This is a genomic window from Peribacillus simplex, assembly GCF_001578185.1.
In the GTDB taxonomy this organism is placed as follows: Bacteria; Bacillota; Bacilli; order Bacillales; family DSM-1321; genus Peribacillus; species Peribacillus simplex_A.
Map to the genome: position 1 here is coordinate 328,738 of NZ_CP011008.1, position 18,452 is coordinate 347,189.

General features: G+C 38.1%; 12 protein-coding genes and 2 pseudogenes. 9 read left to right on the plus strand and 5 right to left on the minus strand.

Translation table 11 applies throughout. From position 1 onward, the window contains the following. Positions 1-170 precede the first annotated feature (170 nt). Complete coding sequence (locus UP17_RS01695; RefSeq protein WP_208857039.1) at positions 171-1,469, plus strand: MFS transporter; 1,299 nt, start codon at positions 171-173, stop codon at positions 1,467-1,469. A gap of 41 nt (positions 1,470-1,510) precedes the next feature. Further along, positions 1,511-2,461, plus strand: a complete 951-nt coding sequence (locus UP17_RS01700) for a sugar phosphate isomerase/epimerase family protein (protein ID WP_061461229.1) — start codon at positions 1,511-1,513, stop codon at positions 2,459-2,461. Between the two features lie 986 nt (positions 2,462-3,447). On the opposite strand, the gene UP17_RS01705 is transcribed toward UP17_RS01700, so the two are convergent. Beyond that, a complete protein-coding gene (locus UP17_RS01705; RefSeq protein WP_061461230.1) occupies positions 3,448-5,910 on the minus strand; it encodes a SpoIID/LytB domain-containing protein in 2,463 nt (820 codons plus the stop codon). A gap of 169 nt (positions 5,911-6,079) precedes the next feature. Here UP17_RS01705 and UP17_RS01710 point away from each other — a divergent pair. Next, a pseudogene (locus UP17_RS01710) lies at positions 6,080-6,625 on the plus strand (lipid II flippase family protein); the annotation flags it as partial. Positions 6,626-7,509: 884 nt separating this feature from the next. Further along, positions 7,510-7,659, plus strand: a complete 150-nt coding sequence (locus UP17_RS28165) for a hypothetical protein (protein WP_167555960.1) — start codon at positions 7,510-7,512, stop codon at positions 7,657-7,659. A 299-nt stretch (positions 7,660-7,958) separates the two neighbouring features. Here the strand turns inward: UP17_RS28165 and UP17_RS01715 are convergent, their stop codons facing one another. Next, the gene (locus tag UP17_RS01715) at positions 7,959-9,191 is read right to left on the minus strand and encodes a glycerophosphodiester phosphodiesterase family protein (protein ID WP_167555961.1); all 1,233 of its coding nucleotides are present in this window, start codon (positions 9,189-9,191) and stop codon (positions 7,959-7,961) included. A 673-nt stretch (positions 9,192-9,864) separates the two neighbouring features. Here UP17_RS01715 and UP17_RS01720 point away from each other — a divergent pair. Then, positions 9,865-9,993: pseudogene (locus tag UP17_RS01720) on the plus strand (VOC family protein); the annotation flags it as partial. An 815-nt stretch (positions 9,994-10,808) separates the two neighbouring features. Next, positions 10,809-10,958, plus strand: coding sequence for a hypothetical protein (locus tag UP17_RS27245; RefSeq protein ID WP_155727176.1), 150 nt, complete (start codon positions 10,809-10,811; stop codon positions 10,956-10,958). Here UP17_RS27245 and UP17_RS01725 read toward each other — a convergent pair. The 3 genes from UP17_RS01725 to UP17_RS01735 are packed head-to-tail and all read right to left on the minus strand — an operon-like array spanning position 10,928 to position 14,823. Continuing rightward, positions 10,928-12,142 carry a Ger(x)C family spore germination protein gene (locus UP17_RS01725; protein WP_061461232.1) on the minus strand — a complete coding sequence of 405 codons (1,215 nt, stop codon included), beginning with the start codon at positions 12,140-12,142 and terminating at the stop codon, positions 10,928-10,930. The two genes, UP17_RS27245 and UP17_RS01725, sit on opposite strands and share 31 nt — an antisense overlap. Further along, on the minus strand, positions 12,126-13,229 hold the full coding sequence (locus tag UP17_RS01730; RefSeq protein ID WP_061461233.1) for a spore germination protein: 1,104 nt from the start codon (positions 13,227-13,229) through the stop codon (positions 12,126-12,128). The genes UP17_RS01725 and UP17_RS01730 overlap by 17 nt, the downstream gene beginning before the upstream one ends. A 25-nt stretch (positions 13,230-13,254) precedes the next feature. Further along, the gene (locus UP17_RS01735; protein WP_434218690.1) at positions 13,255-14,823 is read right to left on the minus strand and encodes a spore germination protein; all 1,569 of its coding nucleotides are present in this window, start codon (positions 14,821-14,823) and stop codon (positions 13,255-13,257) included. Between the two features lie 769 nt (positions 14,824-15,592). Between UP17_RS01735 and pbp4b the strand changes: the two genes are divergently transcribed. The 3 genes from pbp4b to hutP all read left to right on the plus strand — a co-directional run bounded on the left by pbp4b (position 15,593) and on the right by hutP (position 18,451). Next, on the plus strand, positions 15,593-16,966 hold the full coding sequence (pbp4b, locus tag UP17_RS01740) for a penicillin binding protein PBP4B (RefSeq protein WP_061461235.1): 1,374 nt from the start codon (positions 15,593-15,595) through the stop codon (positions 16,964-16,966). Between the two features lie 111 nt (positions 16,967-17,077). Continuing rightward, complete coding sequence (locus UP17_RS01745) at positions 17,078-17,590, plus strand: GNAT family N-acetyltransferase (RefSeq protein WP_061461236.1); 513 nt, start codon at positions 17,078-17,080, stop codon at positions 17,588-17,590. A 411-nt stretch (positions 17,591-18,001) separates the two neighbouring features. Continuing rightward, on the plus strand, positions 18,002-18,451 hold the full coding sequence (gene hutP, locus UP17_RS01750; protein WP_061461237.1) for a histidine utilization transcription antiterminator HutP: 450 nt from the start codon (positions 18,002-18,004) through the stop codon (positions 18,449-18,451). Position 18,452 lies beyond the last annotated feature (1 nt).

The window sequence follows — 18,452 nt, forward strand, 5'->3', positions numbered from 1 at the left end:
TGGGTCTGAAAACCAGCTATTTTCAAAGAAAAAGTAGCTTTGTTAGATCCAGCATCAAAAACGAACGTTAGGGTGCTTCACTTTTATATCAAGGTTTGTAGCCTTAACGTACATTTTTTCCGAAATGTTGTCTGTACCTCTTAAAGCATCTATTTAGGAGGGACATGCTATTGACTAATCAAAATAACAACAAAAAAAAATGGTTTACGCTTGCCGTATTAATTCTGGGTGGAGGAACGGTCTTTAAACTCCCTTGGTTAAAAGATGCTTTTTATATCCCTATGATGGATTATTTCCATTTGACACACACACAAATTGGTTTTACCCTGTCTGTTTACGCTTTTATCCAGACCTTTGGTTACCTCATATCTATGTATGTAGCAGATCGATTTTCCAAGAAAAAGTTGATGCCGGTTGCTTTAATTGGGATTGGAGGAACGGGATTTTACTTGACAACATTTCCAAGTTATTACGAAATATTAGTCATTTGGGGACTTTTCGCATTATTTGCAGAAATTGCTTTTTGGCCCGTCTTGATTAAATCTGTAAGATTACTAGGGGATTCAAATGAACAGGGGAGAATGTTTGGATACCTAGAAGCAGGAAGAGGAATCGTAGATACTGTAATAGCGTTTGCTGCCCTTGGAATCTTTAAATGGTTAGGAGAAGGGGTGGCAGGTTTCAGAGGTGCCATCCTCTTCTTTTCGATTACCATGATTGTGATTGCTATTATTTTGTATTTCCTCCTTGAAGAGGATGAAATTAAAGAGGTAGATGAGCAAGGCGAAAAAGTTAACAAAAATAAGGTAGCATTAAAAGGTGCTTTAAAAGCGATAAAAATGCCAGAAATATGGGTAGTTGCATTCACTATATTTTCAGTATATTCCGTTTATATTGGTTTGACGTACTTTGTTCCATTCTTAAAAGACATCTATGGAGTACCTGTTGCTTTAATAGGGGTATATGGGATCATTAACTCATACGGTTTAAAAATGTTAGGCGGACCTATAGGGGGATTCTTGGCTGACAAAAAGTTTAAATCTCCATCAAAATATTTGCGGGTGGCTTTTGCAGCATCTATCATTGGAATGATTATCTTTATTCTGTTGCCACATCAACATCTGAATGTTTATGTTGGCGTAACCTTTACACTCGCTTACGGTGCCATCATCTTTTCACAAAGAGCGGTATTCTTTGCTCCTATTGAAGAAGTAGGAATCCCAAGAGAAATAAGTGGTGCCGCAGTTTCTATTGCCTGCTTAGTAGGATATGCTCCTTCCATGTTTGCCTTTACTCTATATGGAAGCATGTTAGATCGATCACCAGGAATGGAAGGATATCGACATGTCTTTTTGACCATGATTGCATTTGCAGTTATCGGTTTACTTATTAGTAGCTATTTAGTAAAAATCGTAAACAAGAAAAAAGAACTCCAACAAAATCTGGAGGGCAACCAATTCAATGCTTAATTTTATATCAAAAGATAAATTGACATAAGGGAGTGTAAGACATGAAAATTGGATTAGAGACAGAAAGCTTTCACTTGCAGTTTATTACAGGTCGAATGGATATTTTCGGTTTTATCAGAAAAACAGCCGAATTGGGATTAGATGGAGTCATGATCAATATTGTTCCATGGCCAGGGTTGCCAGGAATTGGTACATTAGAATCATTTGAACCGGAATACTTAGACAAGGTGAAAAAAGAAATTCAAAAGTATGGATTTTTCGCTGAAATCGATACAAATGGAACCGATCCGAAACATCTAACCGAGGTCATTGAGGCCGCGCATAGAATTGGAGCGGATGTCATTCGTACGTATACCTGCATGGGAGAATATGATCCAGGCAGATTGAGAAGAGCTCCCGAAGATATTAAACAAATTGTACCATTATTAAAGAAATATAGAATCAAGCTTGCTGTTGAAAATCACGAGGAAGAGTTAACGGATGAAGTGATTCAAATCATAAAGGAAGTCAACAGCCCTTGGGTTGGTGCTCATTGTGATTTCGGGAATGCAATGATGGCATGGGAGGACCCGGTTGATGCTGTAAGAAAATTAGCACCATATGCCTTTACAACTCATTTTAAGGATCATATTATCGTCCATGATGGCGAAGATTACAGGGTATGTGGCGTACCTGCTGGGACTGGTAATATCGATTTGGAAGAATCTTTTAAAATATTGATTGAGAATTCAATGTTGACTAGAATCAACGTTGAAATGTGCTTCCCGTATGCCATCCATTTTAAGAGAGAGCCTGGTACAGGTGGAGTCTTTGCAGTAGGAGAAGGAGCATTTAAGGTGGAACAATCTCCTTATGATTTAAATGTAATTAAACCATTGGATTACTATTATCCGCCAGCAGAACTTCTAGAACAAATGATTGAGGATCAAGAAAAAGGTGCAGAGCAATCAGTTAGATATGCACTTGCATTAAGGGATAAATACTGCCGCTAAATAAAAAACAGGGAGAGGTTTTTTAAGGAGTAATCTCCCTATTTATTTTACAGAAGGCATTTTCAACGTATCAGCTGTTTCGTAAATGAAACTGTTGTTTTCGCAAATGGAATCAAACCCAAACCACGGAATAGGACCTATCATTTTAGGAAAAACACACGTTTAGGCATAATTGACATAAACAAACCATTAACAACTATGTTTCAAAATTCAAAATAACATAATGTTAGAACCTGTCTTTATTTGGGAGCACGAACATGGAAATCTAAATAAAATCGCTGGAAATTTAAAAGCATTTATATTAAAAATATAAAATACTAGGTGTATATTTATGTTTAGGTATTAAACTTTAGAATAATTAGATTTTTAGTGAATAAAAAATTCCTTTTTTATAACTAGACTAGTGTTGGCTGTCCTTAAAGTGGCAGCCACTTTTTTGATTGTATATAGGATTTTAATTTGCTAAAGAAACTGCAACGAATGGATGTAAAAGTATGTTTATTTACTTAATTTTTAATTGAAGCATTTTTTGATAATAAAGAAATCGCTCAAATTTGGAATATTAGGTCACCGATAGGAATGTTTGTAGGTTCACACTTATCAACCTTTCAATGCAAGTGAAAGGTTAGGGCTTCGTAATATCTCGGTTCGTTTACAAAATCATTACTGATAACATCTATATTTTATTTATGCGTAAAATCTCTGTTTTACACATAATTGAACATAGGAATTAATGTTTAGTATCTAAATCTTCTTTGAGCGTTTCTTTTTTGTTCATAAGTAATATTGGTTGACTTTATTTAAAGGTGTTCGAAAGACCAATGAATCTAGGCCAATTTAAAAAGCATGAACCAAGTTGATTACTGGGTTCATGCTCTCAAGGTTGCCTAATTAACTATAGAGAGGTTTAATTTTTTGGTTCACTTTAGACATTTAAATAATCAAGCTCACCCAAAATTGATTTGGGCTTTCATGGATAGATTTCGTTATCGGACATTCGTTAAGTATTTTCCATATACATAACCTGTTTCCTTACCGTACTTAATTTTGTACCAAGAACTGCTATTAGTAATGACGGTAACAGTTTGGTTTTTCTTCAAAGAGCCAAGAACTTTCCCTGATGTGGAGGGTTTGGAACGGACATTTAACTTTGTAGCATTGACCCTACCAGTCATATTCTTCGCTGCCGGTTTGTTTAATGTGTAGGAAGTCGTAGTTGCACGTTTGTTCTTACTTGGATCTATCGCTGTAATGGTAAACGTATACTTTCCGTTCGAAACCTTTGATACATCCCAGGATGCACTTTGGACACCGGCATTTTTATTAGTATTATTGGTCAGTGTCGCCACGGTTTTGCCTTTTGCATCTTTTACTTGAACGGTTACCTTCGCCTTTTCGTTAATCTCATACTTCAAATCAACTTTATTCGTTTTTGAATCATATGAGGTTTTTATATTCTTAATGGAAGGTGAAGTTGTATCGGGTTTTGTTAATGTAAATGTAACCGTTGCTGAGCTTTTATTTTGATTACTGTCGATCGTTGCAATTTCAAATGAGTACTTACCGTTCGAAACCTTAGATACATTCCACGATGTCCATTGGATACCGGCATTTTTCTCTGTATTATTGATCGTAGTAGCTAGGATTTTACCTTTTGTGTCTTTTACTTGAACAGTAACCTTTGATTTTTCATTGGTCTCATACTTTAGAAAAACCTTATTCGTTTTTGAGTCATATGAGGTATTTGTATTATTAATAACTGGAGCCGTTGTGTCAGGTTTTGTTAATGCAAATGGAACAGATACTGAACTTGAATTATTACTACTATCAATCGTTCTAACTTCAAAGGTGTATGAACCGTTGCTTACCCTTGAAGCATCCCAAACGGCTAATTGCAATCCTGATGGCCTTTCGTCCCCTTTAACAAGAGAAGCGACGACATCCTCTTTTTCATCCTTAACTTCCACTGTCACATTCGCTTTTTCATTCGTATCAAAGGTTAATTTGACTTGGTTTGTTTTAGTATCGTAATACGTTTTTATATTATTAATTGTTGGTGCTGTTTCATCTTTAGGTGCAGGATCCGGAACTGGTGTTGGGATTGGCGTTGGAATGACAGGTGCCGGTTCCGGCTTTACTGGTTCTACTTCCTCAGGTTCTGGCTCATAAGCTTGTTTTAAGCTTGTCCCTTCATAATAGAATGCAAGAATCTCGCGATACGTATATCCCTGTTCACCAGCCTTTTTCGCGCCATACTGGCTTAGTCCGACACCATGGCCGAATCCTTTACCTGAAACGTTAATCGTATCCTTTGCAGTATCTACTTTTTCTATTAAAAAGCTTTTCATGAAGCTCAGGCCTATAATGTCTCTAATTTTCGAAGCCGCTACATCTTCTAATATTACACTTTGTTGTAGCGCTTTCCCCTTTTCTTTCACCATAAATTCAATCGTAATACTTCCTTTACTCACCCTGCCGCTACTTGTTGGTGCTTGAAGGGTGAGTATAGGGACAGCGGTAATTTTAATGTCTTTGCCTGTATAGCCATTTGACTGTAGCCAGGCTCTTATATTAGAAATTTCTTGTGTTTGTTCGGCTTCCTTCGTATTAGCCCACCATGTATCTGCTTTTGTCAAATCTAAGTTTGTAAGGTCTATTTGATGCTTTTTCACACTAAAACTCCATGCAGTTTGCGGATCATATGGATCGTTTTTGACCATTAAATATGGTCGCTCTGTGCCGCCCCATACATTTTTGTTGGACTCCGTTTTTCCTCCATTGCTAGAGTAAAAAAGAGCATCTGAACCTATATGTTGTTGTTTATCACCATAACCAATGACCTGACCTTCTGTTGCGTTAACAGCTTTTGTTGAATTTCCGTGCCAAGCATAGCCACCGTATACCTGGAAACTCACTGTGTCATCGGGCGTTCTGTTGATGTAGCTCATTGCATAGGTTCTTGCTGCTACAGCCTGTGCCTTTAAGGCTTCCTGATTCCATAAAGCGGGCATTTCAGCTGGAACAACCCCTTTTAAATAATCTTCAAGACCAATCGAGTTATACGGACGGATGAATTTCCCATCTTCCATAATAAAACGGAAACTACCTAAGTATGTACGGCCATTAATCGAAAGTGGACCGTTCCCTGTTTCAGGTTTCACTTCAATCTCAGAAGCTTTGCCTAATTCTTTTGAATCTAACAGCACAACAATTTCCGTACCGCTGACCCTCAACGTATACTTCTTGTTCGATTCTAGTTTTACATTTGCTAGATTCGTAGTGTACGTGACTTCCGGTTCGACGGTAATCTCAGATTTGTTACCAAGATAGCCTTTTAATTTAACCTTAATGATTGGATCGGATGCCGCCTTAACTGATATTTCCGGAAGCAAAAATAGCATGAGAACGAGTGTAACAAACATCCATATTCTATACCGTACCTTTTTCATTGAATAACCTCCGCTGAATTAAAAAATAACTAAATAATAGTATAACATCCATAATTATACACCGGGCAATATTTTACTATTTTAGGGGTTCCACTTATTCGCCATCACCAGGACAACCAGTAAAAGATAAAAGAAGACATTCGCGTTATATGCATATGTTTTTTAAAATACATTAGGAACAATTATAGGTATTCTTTTACTTCCTACTTTTATTGCAATTTTTTCAAGGGCTATTGTTCATTTATCTGAAGAAAGAGGTTCTATACCATCTTTGATAAAAAAGGGGTTAACTCTCGAATACATTAAACGTGGGATAAAACACATTCATTTACCAAAGTTTTCTTACTTAAAGGATATTAGATTGAAAGATATTCCCATAAGATTGTTCTTAATTAATATGGTAATAACTGCAATCTATACAATTGGAGTGTTATCTGCGTTATATGCTGCTTTAATAGCTCCAGAAAGAGCAACAACAGCTATAATGGCATCGGGTCTTATAAATGGAATAGCTACAATTTTACTTATAATTTTTATTGACCCTAAAATATCTATTCTTGCGGATGACGTAATAAATCAGAAGGGAAGTTACCTTAATCTCAAGGGTGTATCTCTTATGATGGTTACTTCTCGTTTATTAGGAACGATACTAGCTCAAGTATTTTTTATTCCAGGGGCAGGATATATTGCTTGGTTTACCAGATTTATTGTCTAATAATTGCCTGATTTCTTATAGAACTAACGGGTGCGTGTGCGGCCGAGCCTAGGTCGTATCATATAGCGGGTGGGATTCCCGTCGAGTAAGAACTAGCCATTCGCTCGTAGCGAGTCTTGGAGGGCTAAAGGTAACTTTAGTCTTTAAGCGTAGACAGTTAGGTGGCGGGCCGAAAGCCAAATGGTTGAAGGGATTGAGCTCCATAATGTTAGTAAATCGAGAGGGCTGATGCCTTACGCACAGCAGAAAGCTACATTTTATCTTTCGTTAAGGGCAAGATGGATAAAACCTCTCTGGAGTCAGAGACCTTGGCACGTTACACATCGATATGATACGGCAACTCGGGAGACCCTATCGGTCTTTTCTTATTAGAAGAGTATGGTGTACAAGCGATAAAAAGTAAGGAAACCAAATGCTGTGTAGGGAGTCGGATAGCAGCGTAGTACCAATGAAGTTGGGTAATGCCGATGGAGGAAAGGCTAGCTACCAGTTATCGCCCTTACTAGGGAAACATTTACTACACTCAGAGGTAGGGATAAATGGAAACAAAACTACTAAGGATAGCAGAATTAGCAAAATCTGAATCTGAGAGATTAGCTACATTTTGTGAATGGTAACTAGGAGGAGCCGTGTGCGTGAATAGCGCAAGCACGGTTCTGTGAGGGGGGCAGGAACACAATCTACCGTAAGGTAGAGAGGTTCCCTTCTACTCGACTAGCTTAGGAACGGAGCTATCTTTAAGGCAGATTTTTCTTTATTCAAACTATGGGGGCAGAATAGTTCAAGTACCATAGTTTATTCGAACTGTGCAACATAATCATTTGGAAATTACTTTGGAATATTTTTTGATTTACTACGAATCCTAATTTTAGGAGGCGAAAAAAATGAAAAAACAAGAAAAATCAAAAAATCTTGGCCAAAAAGCTGATTCAATGAATGCCTTGGATCAAGGGTTAAACTTGTTTCCACAAATAGTTAATAACGCTACTGGTATTGATAAGGGGAACGACGGTAAAATAAATAAAAATGATTAAACTGAACGCCTTTTTGGGGCGTTTTTCTATCTTTTCTAATGATTCTTCTCCATCCTACTCCCTCCTTCACTTGTCAACTCAACAATGAGTCCTATAGAACTATCAGGAGCGTTAGTTGATTAAGGAACACAAAAATGACTAATCCAATTAAATAGTAGAAGGGCATGTTTTGAACAATCCTTTTTCAAAACATGCCCTTCTATTAAAGCTACACCTAACTCCAAAAACCGAACGAATTTTGCCTTCTAGTATTTAAAAATTTTCAAAAAGCTTAGACTTAATGGTGTTACAGGCTACAATTAATCCTGCAAATCAAACTGAATATAATCAAGGTTGTAGGAACCTGGCCTTGTGACCTTTACTGTAAATACGTGAGTACCTTTTTTTAGGTAGCGGTACTCCAAATTCTGAAGTTTGAATGCACGTTTATGAGTTGTATTTTTCAGCTCGATCTCCCCGCTTGTTTCGCCAGCCCAATCCAAGTTGATGGTGCCAGCCGGGGTAGATGCTGCAGAAACTCTGCCGGAGATTTTATATGTTCCTGACTTCTTAATATTCACTTTGTATTTCGCCCACTCGCCATCCATGTTATGGCTTACAGCAATAGCTCCATCGATTTCGCAAACATCAATTGAATCTTGATCGGCTGTATTACAGCGGTTGGCGTCCTGATCAAAATATCCGGTACCTTGTCCGCCGCCAAGAGGGTCCTCAGCTTGAACCCGAACTGTACGGTTTCCGGTATCGTACTCCCAGTTTCGCATGTTGCCTCCATTACGCCAGTAATCAATAGCTCCAATATTGTCAGTTTGCATCATATTAACTCCAAGCTTTGTTACTGCTTTCCATCCAAGATTTACATCTCTTAGTGAAGCCTCATCTGTGTATTTTGCAGCAAGGCCATACCACATTACATTCACTAAGACCCTGCTATTTTTCTTGATTTGTTTCACCTTCTCTGGCTGAATCTGCGGATCTGCAAGATCATCAAAGACAATTTCATAACCGACCGGCTGACGGCCCGGGAACGTTCCTACAGTGTTGGCGCTGTCATCAAGGATAATGTGCATATATAGGATTTCTGGATCTTTTGCCATGAATTCGGCTGCTTCTTCAACATTTGGGCTGCCTTTAAACAGACCGTGATCTACTGTGTCGGTTTTAACGAGAACCTCGTACATTTTATCCCGGATCTCCCAGCCCTTATCCAGGTTTACGATTGCACGGTCCTTTACTGCAAGCATGACCTCTTTAAGCGTTGGAATTTTGTGCTTGGTGAGCGCTGCCGTCTTACCTCCGAGACCTTCCTTAAGGCGAAGACTCTTAATTTGAGCCAGTGTGAGGTCAGAAACCTTTCCCTTGCCATTGGTAGTACGATCAACGGTCGTATCGTGCATTAATACAGGTACACCATCAGCCGTTAGCTGGACATCTATTTCTACAATTTCGGCGCCATCTTCAATAGCCTCATTGATTGCTGCAAGCGAGTTCTCGGGATATTCACGCCATTGGCCCCGGTGAGCCAGGATCATGAGTGGTGCATCTTCACTATGGTCGAGCAATTCTGCGTGAATCTGTTCAAAGGACTTGCCTTCTCGGACAGCAATCGGATTAGAAGCGGTTGCTCCTGCTTGCTGTACCGGTACTAAGACAGACGCTATTAACCCTAATAAAAATAATTTTTTTAGCTTCATTATTGTTAATGCTCCTTTCAATTTTTAATCAATTAAAGATTGTTTTAATATTTTCAACCTCCCGACATAGTTATTGGATGCATCCACTTTTACAGTTTCATTATACTTTCACTATGTAATTAAATATTATAATTAGACAATTTTTTACAAATATTCACATAGGTTTTACAAAGTTGCCATTTGCTATCCTTGTTGGTTTAGTCAAAGGATTTAGGAAAACCGAGAGATGGTGCAAAAACTATAAAATTTCTAGTGGGCGATGAAACAGATTGAATTACATGTCAGATTATTCATTTTAGAAGGTGGATTTAAAAGGTAAATTAAACTAAAAAACGTTTTTGTTCTAGAACCTTTTTGTTGTATTAAATTCCAAGGATTGCACTTAAAACTAACAGGTTATGATCGGAGCTGTCTTTAAGGCAGATTTTTCTTTATTCCTAATAGAGTTTCAAAGGACAGAGATATATAAGTGGGGAATATTTTATTTATCAAATAAATGGAGGCTAATTTGATGAATGAAAAATTATTAAGGGGACGTATTACTTATATACCAGTTACTGATGTAGAACTTACTTCGGAATGGTATGTAAGTAAATTGGGTGCGGAGTTAAGCTATAGAGATGAAGACAAAGCAATTCTTAAAGTACAATAGGTATCAATGAAGATATTCCTCAAAATATATGGAAGAATACAATATTAATAAATTACAAGTTCAATTAACAAGTAAGACATAATCAAATTGTTATTAATGAGGATCAGTTAAAAACAAAAAAAACGATTCAAACAAGAGCAGCCCAAAATGAAAAATTCAAAGATACTGGTGGGGAGATAAAAACTGGTATAACAATTCTCATACTGCAGCCAGTGTTTAGCACAGCGTAATATAGCTGCTGGTGGAGCAATAACTGCATTGGGAATGCTTGGATTTGGACCGGGTGTATTTACAGGTGTTGTAAGTGGACCTATGGGGGGACTCGGTTAGAGAATGGATGCACATAATGAAGGTAAAGGTGGAACACTTTTTAGTTACTTGGGTATAAGTCTTTACTGTAGTATCAAGATAAGGAGTATTTATGACATATACACAACAAATTTTTTTAATAATGATGATTATATTAAGCATATTTTATTCTCTAAAGTATGCTAAAAAAGATGCTCCTAAGAGGTCAATGTCTATTATGTTATTGTTCTTATTAGTAACGGTTACTTTAATATCTATTATAACTTTCACTATACTTTTATAGATTGAAAGTAAGTTTAGGATTGTTGAGCCGAAGGAACTTCAAAGTGCCATTTTGCTATGGGGGTCGGATGCTTAGGCATCATATGAACATTTGGATGCAAAACTGGTTAACACAACACCTATTTCCAAACACCACCAAGTTAGTGAAAACCAGAATTCAACCAAAATCGGTCAAGTTCTGGTTTTTTTGTTTGAGAAAGGGGGGATCCGAAATGGGAAAAAATAAAAGGACAAATACTGATGATTTGCAAGCATTTGTCCTCTTGTTTTTAAATTGTTTATTTTTCTCATTTAATGAAGGCTATAAGATTCAATGTGTATATCCGGGGGCTCACTTTTTTGTTCCTCCTGATGTTCCATAATCTTTAATTGTTAATTTTACATTGTAGTTGATGGGGATTTCACTAAATGTTTGGTCCCAATCCTTTTTGACCTTCATCCATAATTTGGGGTTCTCGATTCTCAAGCGATTTCCGAAGCCAGCGACGTCCACTCGATATTCTTTTTGCATTTTTTCTAATGAATTCCTTACCAAGCGTTTCACTTCTTTTTCCGCTGATTTTTCCGCTTTATTTAGAAATTCATTTTTAAAGGGATCTCCCGAAACCACCCAATTTTCGGCTAGCCTTCCCTCTGATTCAATGTTTACATCAAAAGATATGTTGTTTCCTTTAACTCGAGGTTTAATAGTGCTTTTCATGGTCTCCACTTCATACACCATCAGCTGACCAGTCTTCTTATCAAAGCTCTTTACAACACCGCCTTTACCCTTTCCTGTAATCCATGTTACGCCTTCTAGTTCTTCCTCATTCAAAAAGCCCTTCATTTTATGTGTTTTTCCATCGATCACGGAAGCTCCCGCAAATTTGACTTCCCCACTAACTGAGTCTACATTTTGCAGCAAAAAACTGGATTCTGAATGAAGCTTGCTCTCTAATTTAAAAAGCGGCATAGGAGGCAAAATCCTCGATGTTCGAAAGGTATTATCTAAAATGCCAACCAGCCGAAACGCTGGAATTTCTCCTGCTGTCTTTGTTTCCAGTGTGCTCTTTGCTCTTCCTTTACTAATGAGCACAACACAGCTTGGTCTAAAATCGTTATCACGAAGATTTTCATCGAGTAATTGTTCCAAATCATACGATTTTGCAAGACTTTCACTGATAACAATCACTTTCATGTGGTGACTGGTTAATGCCTGTTCCCTTTCTAATGAAAATTCACGAATCATTTGAAGGACGGAATCCCCAGTTTGAGAAATATTAATATAAGATTTTTGTGAGGGTCCTGATTGTTTTGTGGTGGAACTTGCTACTTGTGGAGTGATGATTTGAAAGGTTGAGGTAATCAGGTCCTTTTTTGTATAACCCTCCCCTTTTTTGCTTAACTCTTTTTCAATTTTGGACTTCAAGCCTTTATCAAATGCCAAACCTATGCCTAAACTTTGCTCTTCAATTTCATGACTGCTCCAACATCCTGTAAGGGATACGAACAAAAGAACGGAGAGGGAAATGAAGAGGGGCCGTATTTTGCTATGTGGTTGTTTCATATTTTCCTCCCTTTACTTTTTGAATAATAAGGAGGAGAAGCGGGAGTAAACCAAATAAATACAATGCGTAATTGCCGACGAAATCTCCAAGTTTAAAGATGTCATTCATATTTTTTGGAATCATGGAAATGATGTATAAAACCGGAAGCAGGGCAACCATAAAAGGGTGAATGTTCTTTTTTGAAAGTTGAGCAAACCCTAAAGCAGCAGCATAGTATGTGATGGTGAATGTGGCAAATATTTGCATGATCCATACCACAAGCAATAAAGATTCAAACCGTTCAAAGATCAAACCGGAGATCTCAAAACTGCGTATAAGATCAAGTGTCGGCCATGTTCTTGTGACCACTCCTTCAACAGATAATGCTCCGATAACCATTATGACCGTTATCACGTAAAAAACCAATGGAATCAAAACTCCAACAATAAGGGCCTTTACTGCTTTTTTGGGCTGATTCATAAATGGAATAAGCAGTAACATGACTTCAGGTCCTGTAAAAGCTAGAGCCGTCGTTTTTACTCCTTTTAGTACAGGGATGATTCCTTCCCCTAATACCGGACGCAGATTATCAATCTCAAATATTTTAATGCTCATGAAGGCAACGACCAAAAAAAGGATAACCGTCAAAGGTAATATAATTTCAAAAAGACGGGCAATCGAGTTAATGCCGCCAATGACCAGATAGAGACTTACCCACATGAAAATCATCGAAATTGCCCATGTAGGAGTGCCTTCAAGAAGCAAATACTTTATTACTTCCGCCATAGAACGGAGCTGAAACCCGCAAGTAATAAGGAAATAACCTATTAAAGCTATACTGAGTAATCTACCTAACCATTTTCCCACAATTTCATTGCTGTATTGATAAAAGGTTTTTTCGGGAAACTGTTGGCTTAATTTGACGATGATCACCCCCGCGATTATGGCGATTATCCCCCCTAAAATAACGCTTATCCATATATCTGGTGTATGTACCTTCTCCGTGGCTGCTCTGGGTAAGGTGAGTAATCCTGTACCAAGTATAAAGTTTATGACTATGACCGCTACTTGAGGAGTTGTAATTTGGTCTTTCGGACTAAGATTCATTATTTAATCACCCTTTCACCGTATGTTATCTTTTACGCATAGGATTTTTCGTCTGCATCATCTTTGGCCGGCTTTTCATCATCATAATTGGCATGCGAACCATCAAGTCTTTCCATTCACTTAAGCGATAAGGAACGGCTGGACTCAAATAAGGCACGCCAAAGCTTTTTAATTTCACTAAATGGCTGGCCATGAAAAGAAAAAAGAGAATGACTCCGTATAATCCTAATGTGGCAGCACACAACATAGCTGGAAAACGAAGTATCCGAAATGTAAACCCTGTACTATATTGAGGAATAGCAAATGATGAAATGGCAGTTAACGAGACTACAATCACCAAAACAGGGCTAACGATTCCTGCCTGTACAGCAGCTTCCCCAATGATTAATCCGCCGACAATCCCCATTGCAGGACCAATTGGCTTAGGTAAGCGCAGGCCTGCTTCCCTCAAAATCTCGATGGATATTTCCATGAATAATGCTTCGATAAGTGCCGGAAAAGGAACGCTTGCTCTCGTTCCTATAATGGATATGGCCAGTTTGGTCGGAATTAACCCTGAATGAAATGAGATGAAAGCTATATACATAGACGGTGTAAACAGGGCTAGAAAGGCTGCGAGATAACGAAGCATACGCATGAATGTGCCAGGAATCCATCTTTCATAATAGTCTTCCGGTGATTGTAACATCATGCTTAAGGTAACTGGAGCAATCAAAGCAAATGGCGTCCCATCCAATAAGATGGCCACCCGGCCTTCCAACAAAGCAGCGATTACGCGATCAGGACGTTCTGTATTCTGTATCTGCGGAAAAGGACTTAGGTAATTATCTTCGATGAGTTGCTCTACATAACCTGATTCTGGCACATTGTCAATATTAATTCTCTTAATTCGATTTTCTACTTCTTGAACTAATTCGGGATCAACAATATCTTTTATGTAAGCGACAACCAAGTCTTTTTTCGAACGCTTTCCTACTTGGAATTTTACTAACGATAAATTTTCGTTTTCACCACTTCCCCTTAAAAAAGATGTATTATCACTCAAAGATTCAGTGAAACCGACCCGTGGACCCCTGACTAATGCCTCTGATACCGGCTCTTCAATCGTCCTTGTTTTAGGTTTTGTTGTCCCGAGGATTAGCGGTTCAGGCAATCCATCAATTAAAAGAGCGGTAGAACCTGTTAATACTTTTGATGCTAACTCTTTAATGGAATCGACCACTTCTACTTCACTGATAGTTAACACTTCATTTTTTATAAATTCTTTTGACATGCTTCCTTTGATGTAAGGAAGGCCCTGTTTGTATTCTGCTGAAAAATCAACCATTAATGATGGCATGATATTTTTATCAATGAGTTCTTTATCTGATAGTCCATCCACAAAAATGATAATTGACCGAATACCGGTACGTCCTATATTAAATTCTCGAAAATGCACATCCCAATTATGGCCAATTTCTTGCTTAACTAGTTCTAGATTTAATACAAAATTATCTGTAAAATGATCAGTTGAATCTTGGGAGGTACATTCTTTTTGTTTGTCATTATTAGTAACTTTTCCTTTTTTACTGATCTTTGATATCCACTCTTTCATCATCATCACTCATCCTTTGAGTTGCGAAGCCGATTTAACAATTTGGAGAATAAATACGGAATAAAAAACACTATAAAAGCTTGTATAAAAACCTGCCATTCTGGCAGGTAGGAAACAATCGTTTTCCACATTATCATCACCCTATACTTGCCTCATATCAGCAGCTGAATTCTTTAAAATCCCTTTATTTCTCAAATAGTATGATGTTCTTACACGTTTCTTATGCAAGAAAGTTAAAAGCAAAGCCTATTTCTATCCCCTTTATATTTGGTACTAGCCTTGATGTATTTAACTTTGACATTTGCCCGTGTATCGATGGGAAGGCCGGAGTGTAGAAATGATGTGGATAATTTTGGTCAATTATTGCTTTTCCTCCTACATTGGGCTTATGCTCATAATTGAAATATAATTTTAAAGATTCAGATACCAAATTGAAATTATGTTTGAAATAATATATACTGAAAATTGGAAATTGTTAGTAAATAGTATCCTTAACCATTAACGACTACGTGATAAAAAAAATTACAAAATAAAGACGTTCAAGAATAAAATGATTCAATCGCAACCCTTGTACCGGAACGGAAAGGAAAAGTAATTACCGTTTTGTGGGAATGTGAATCCTGGTAATAGAACGGAAGTAAAGAATTCTCCCTCATTAATCGAAATATTCCTTAAACTTATTAAATCCAGTTTATTTCTTTCGACATTAGTCAAAGGGTAAAGTTGTTCGTTTCTTGTTTTCTAAGTATGATTACAAAGGGGGAAAAGGATGAATATATGGACAAGCTGCACACTAAGTTCAATCCTGGCACTCTCATTACTTGCACCTTCCGTGTCATTTGCTAAAGAAAATGCAAATCAGGAAGTTCCTGTGAGTAAGGAAACTGCCAGCCGGTATCCTGTGTTAACGAAAGCAAAAAAACCAGAAGAAGCGGGCTTTTCATCTGAAAAGCTGGAAAAGGTGGATCGGCTGATTGAAATGGAAGTGGCTGCCGGTTTCCCTGGTGCTGCCCTGATTGTCATAAAGGACGGTAAGATCGTTAAAAATGAAAGCTATGGGTACAAACAGAAATTTAATGGATATACGCCACTTAAGAAGTTTCAGAAAATGGACAAGGACACTTTATTTGACCTTGCTTCAAACACGAAAATGTATGCAACTAATTTTGCTATTCAGAAATTAGTCAGTGAAGGCAAGTTGAATATCCATGCAAGAGTTCAGCAATACATTCCTGAATTCAAAGACATGGAAGCGGATGTGATCAAAGGAAAGGATACTCTGAGGATTATTGATGTGCTTCACCATACAGCGGGTTTTAGACCAGATCCGCAATACCATAATCCAAAGGTTTCGAAAGACCTTTTTTCACAGGAACGGGATAAGACCATTGAGTTCATATCTAAAACACCGCTGACATATGTACCTGGAACACAGAATGTATACAGTGATGTCGACTATATGCTGCTCGGAGCCATTGTTGAAAAAATCACGGGTCAGCAGCTTGACACCTATGTTGAAAATGAATTGTACAGGCCGCTTAATTTGAAAAATACAAAGTTCAACCCCCTTCAAAAAGGCTTTAAGCCAAAGGATGTTGCGGCAACTGAATTGCTTGGGAACACGCGGGATGGCGTGATTGATTTTCCTAACGTTCGCACATACACACTTCAAGGTGAAGTTCATGATGAAAAAGCCTTTTATTCGATGGGAGGCGTTTCGGGTCATGCAGGTCTGTTCTCGACTACAAGCGATCTCGCTGTCCTCCTGCAAGTGATGCTGAATGGCGGGGGCTACGGTAAACATACGTTGTTTGATCAAGAAACAATCGATGAATTCGTCGCACCTTCCGAAATGAATCCTACTTATGGACTTGGGTGGAGGCGAAATGGCGATGCTAGCATGGAGTGGATGTTCAGCCCTTATGCGAGTGACAGTGCTTACGGACATACTGGATGGACTGGGACGGTCACGATCATAGATCCTGAATTAGATTTAGGGATTGTTCTACTTACAAATAAAAAGCATTCTCCGCTCGTTAACCCTGTAGCCAATTCCAATCAGTTTTTCGGTGACCTCTTCAAAACAGGAAGCTATGGAAGTGTTGTAACTGCGATTTATGATGCATTGGAAACGAAGGAATAAGAGGCAATATGTTTCGTAGGGAAGTCAATTTGGCAGTCTGGATATCAGGGTCATCAAGTTGACTATGTATGTGGTACACAGTCTTAAATATTAATTATTTGGGGGGACATAATGAAAGTCAGGCTACTAACTCCAGCTGATGCTGAAAGTTATTGGGCATTAAGAATAGAAGGATTAAAAAACTACCCAGAAGCATTCGCAACAAGCTACGAGGAAGCTATAAATAAGGAGAATCCAATAGAGCAGGTTGCTAATAATTTAAAAACAAAAGGGAATTTTACCTTTGGGGCATTTGATGAATACGAGGAACTCATTGGTGTAGTTACCTTAATTCAAGAACAGCACAAAAAACTGCAACATAGGGCAAATATTTTCGCTATGTATGTAACTTCAAAGAAAAGTGGATTAGGTGTTGGAAAAACATTATTAACAGAAGCTATAAATAAAGCGAAAGAAATAGATGATGTCGAGAAAATAAATTTGACTGTAGTAACAAGTAATCAAAAAGCCAAAAACCTTTACGTAAACTTAGGTTTCAAGGTTTTTGGCTTTGAGGAAAAAGCTTTAAAAGTAAATGGTGTCTATTATGACGAAGAACATATGGTTCTATGTTTAGAAAAATAAAGTGTCATCTTCAACTACGGGTGCGTTAATAACAAGACTTATTTTTTCCACCGTTCACTCTGAATTGTGATTTTTAGTTTTTATAAATGTGGCCAAGTGCGACACATTGACGCCTGTCAACGGTACCGGACCGATGGAAGGATAAGGAGTACTCACTTCATCAAGATCCTCTTGGTGTCCTCAAAAGGCAAGTGGGGAACCACCGTTTGATGCTGTACTACCACCGCCTAAAAGCGCTTATCAAAGCTAGCGTTTTCGATATGATGAGCAGGTAGTTAGGGATGATGAACATTAGCCCTAAAAAGAAATGTTAAAACAAATGAAAAAATATGTTGACCGAACAGACTGTATCCGCTTACAATAATATTTAGTTATTAGTCTATTTAGAAAATTTTAAAAAGAGGTACCTGCATGACAAAGGAATTCGACAAAAGAATCGGGCGCCATGCAATCATGTACGCGTTTGCGGACGAAGAGGAAGAAGTCATATTGACGAATGATCTAAAGCGGATGGATTGGCTTTATGGAAAAGGTAAAGTCGGTTCAATGGAGCTGCAGAAAATAGTTGCGGCCATTGAGACATCAGCTAAGAGACTTGGATTAGTCAATCCCGATATGTATCGGGAAATGCATGCGCTGTATCATGCGATCATCGAAGCACTCCAAGGCGTGACACGGGGCCAAGTCGAGCTTGGCGGTCTTTTGAGGACTGCGGGCCTTCGGTTTGCAATCGTTCGGGGCAGGCCGTTTAAAAGCGGGGACGAAGGTGAATGGATTGCTGTCGCCGTGTATGGAACGATTGGAGCACCGGTTCGGGGATTTGAACATGAAGCCGTTGGTTTGGGAATTAACCACATTTAAA

What these genes read in the sequence shown, in the direction of transcription:
- UP17_RS01700 (WP_061461229.1), top strand. Translation starts at nt 1,511, where the DNA reads ATGAAAATTGGATTAGAGACAGAAAGCTTTCACTTGCAGTTTATTACA.
- UP17_RS01705 (WP_061461230.1), bottom strand. Translation starts at nt 5,910, where the DNA reads ATGAAAAAGGTACGGTATAGAATATGGATGTTTGTTACACTCGTTCTC.
- UP17_RS28165 (WP_167555960.1), top strand. Translation starts at nt 7,510, where the DNA reads ATGAAAAAACAAGAAAAATCAAAAAATCTTGGCCAAAAAGCTGATTCA.
- UP17_RS01715 (WP_167555961.1), bottom strand. Translation starts at nt 9,191, where the DNA reads ATGATCCTGGCTCACCGGGGCCAATGGCGTGAATATCCCGAGAACTCG.
- UP17_RS27245 (WP_155727176.1), top strand. Translation starts at nt 10,809, where the DNA reads ATGGGAAAAAATAAAAGGACAAATACTGATGATTTGCAAGCATTTGTC.
- UP17_RS01725 (WP_061461232.1), bottom strand. Translation starts at nt 12,142, where the DNA reads ATGAAACAACCACATAGCAAAATACGGCCCCTCTTCATTTCCCTCTCC.
- UP17_RS01730 (WP_061461233.1), bottom strand. Translation starts at nt 13,229, where the DNA reads ATGAATCTTAGTCCGAAAGACCAAATTACAACTCCTCAAGTAGCGGTC.
- UP17_RS01735 (WP_434218690.1), bottom strand. Translation starts at nt 14,823, where the DNA reads ATGAAAGAGTGGATATCAAAGATCAGTAAAAAAGGAAAAGTTACTAAT.
- pbp4b (WP_061461235.1), top strand. Translation starts at nt 15,593, where the DNA reads ATGAATATATGGACAAGCTGCACACTAAGTTCAATCCTGGCACTCTCA.
- UP17_RS01745 (WP_061461236.1), top strand. Translation starts at nt 17,078, where the DNA reads ATGAAAGTCAGGCTACTAACTCCAGCTGATGCTGAAAGTTATTGGGCA.
- hutP (WP_061461237.1), top strand. Translation starts at nt 18,002, where the DNA reads ATGACAAAGGAATTCGACAAAAGAATCGGGCGCCATGCAATCATGTAC.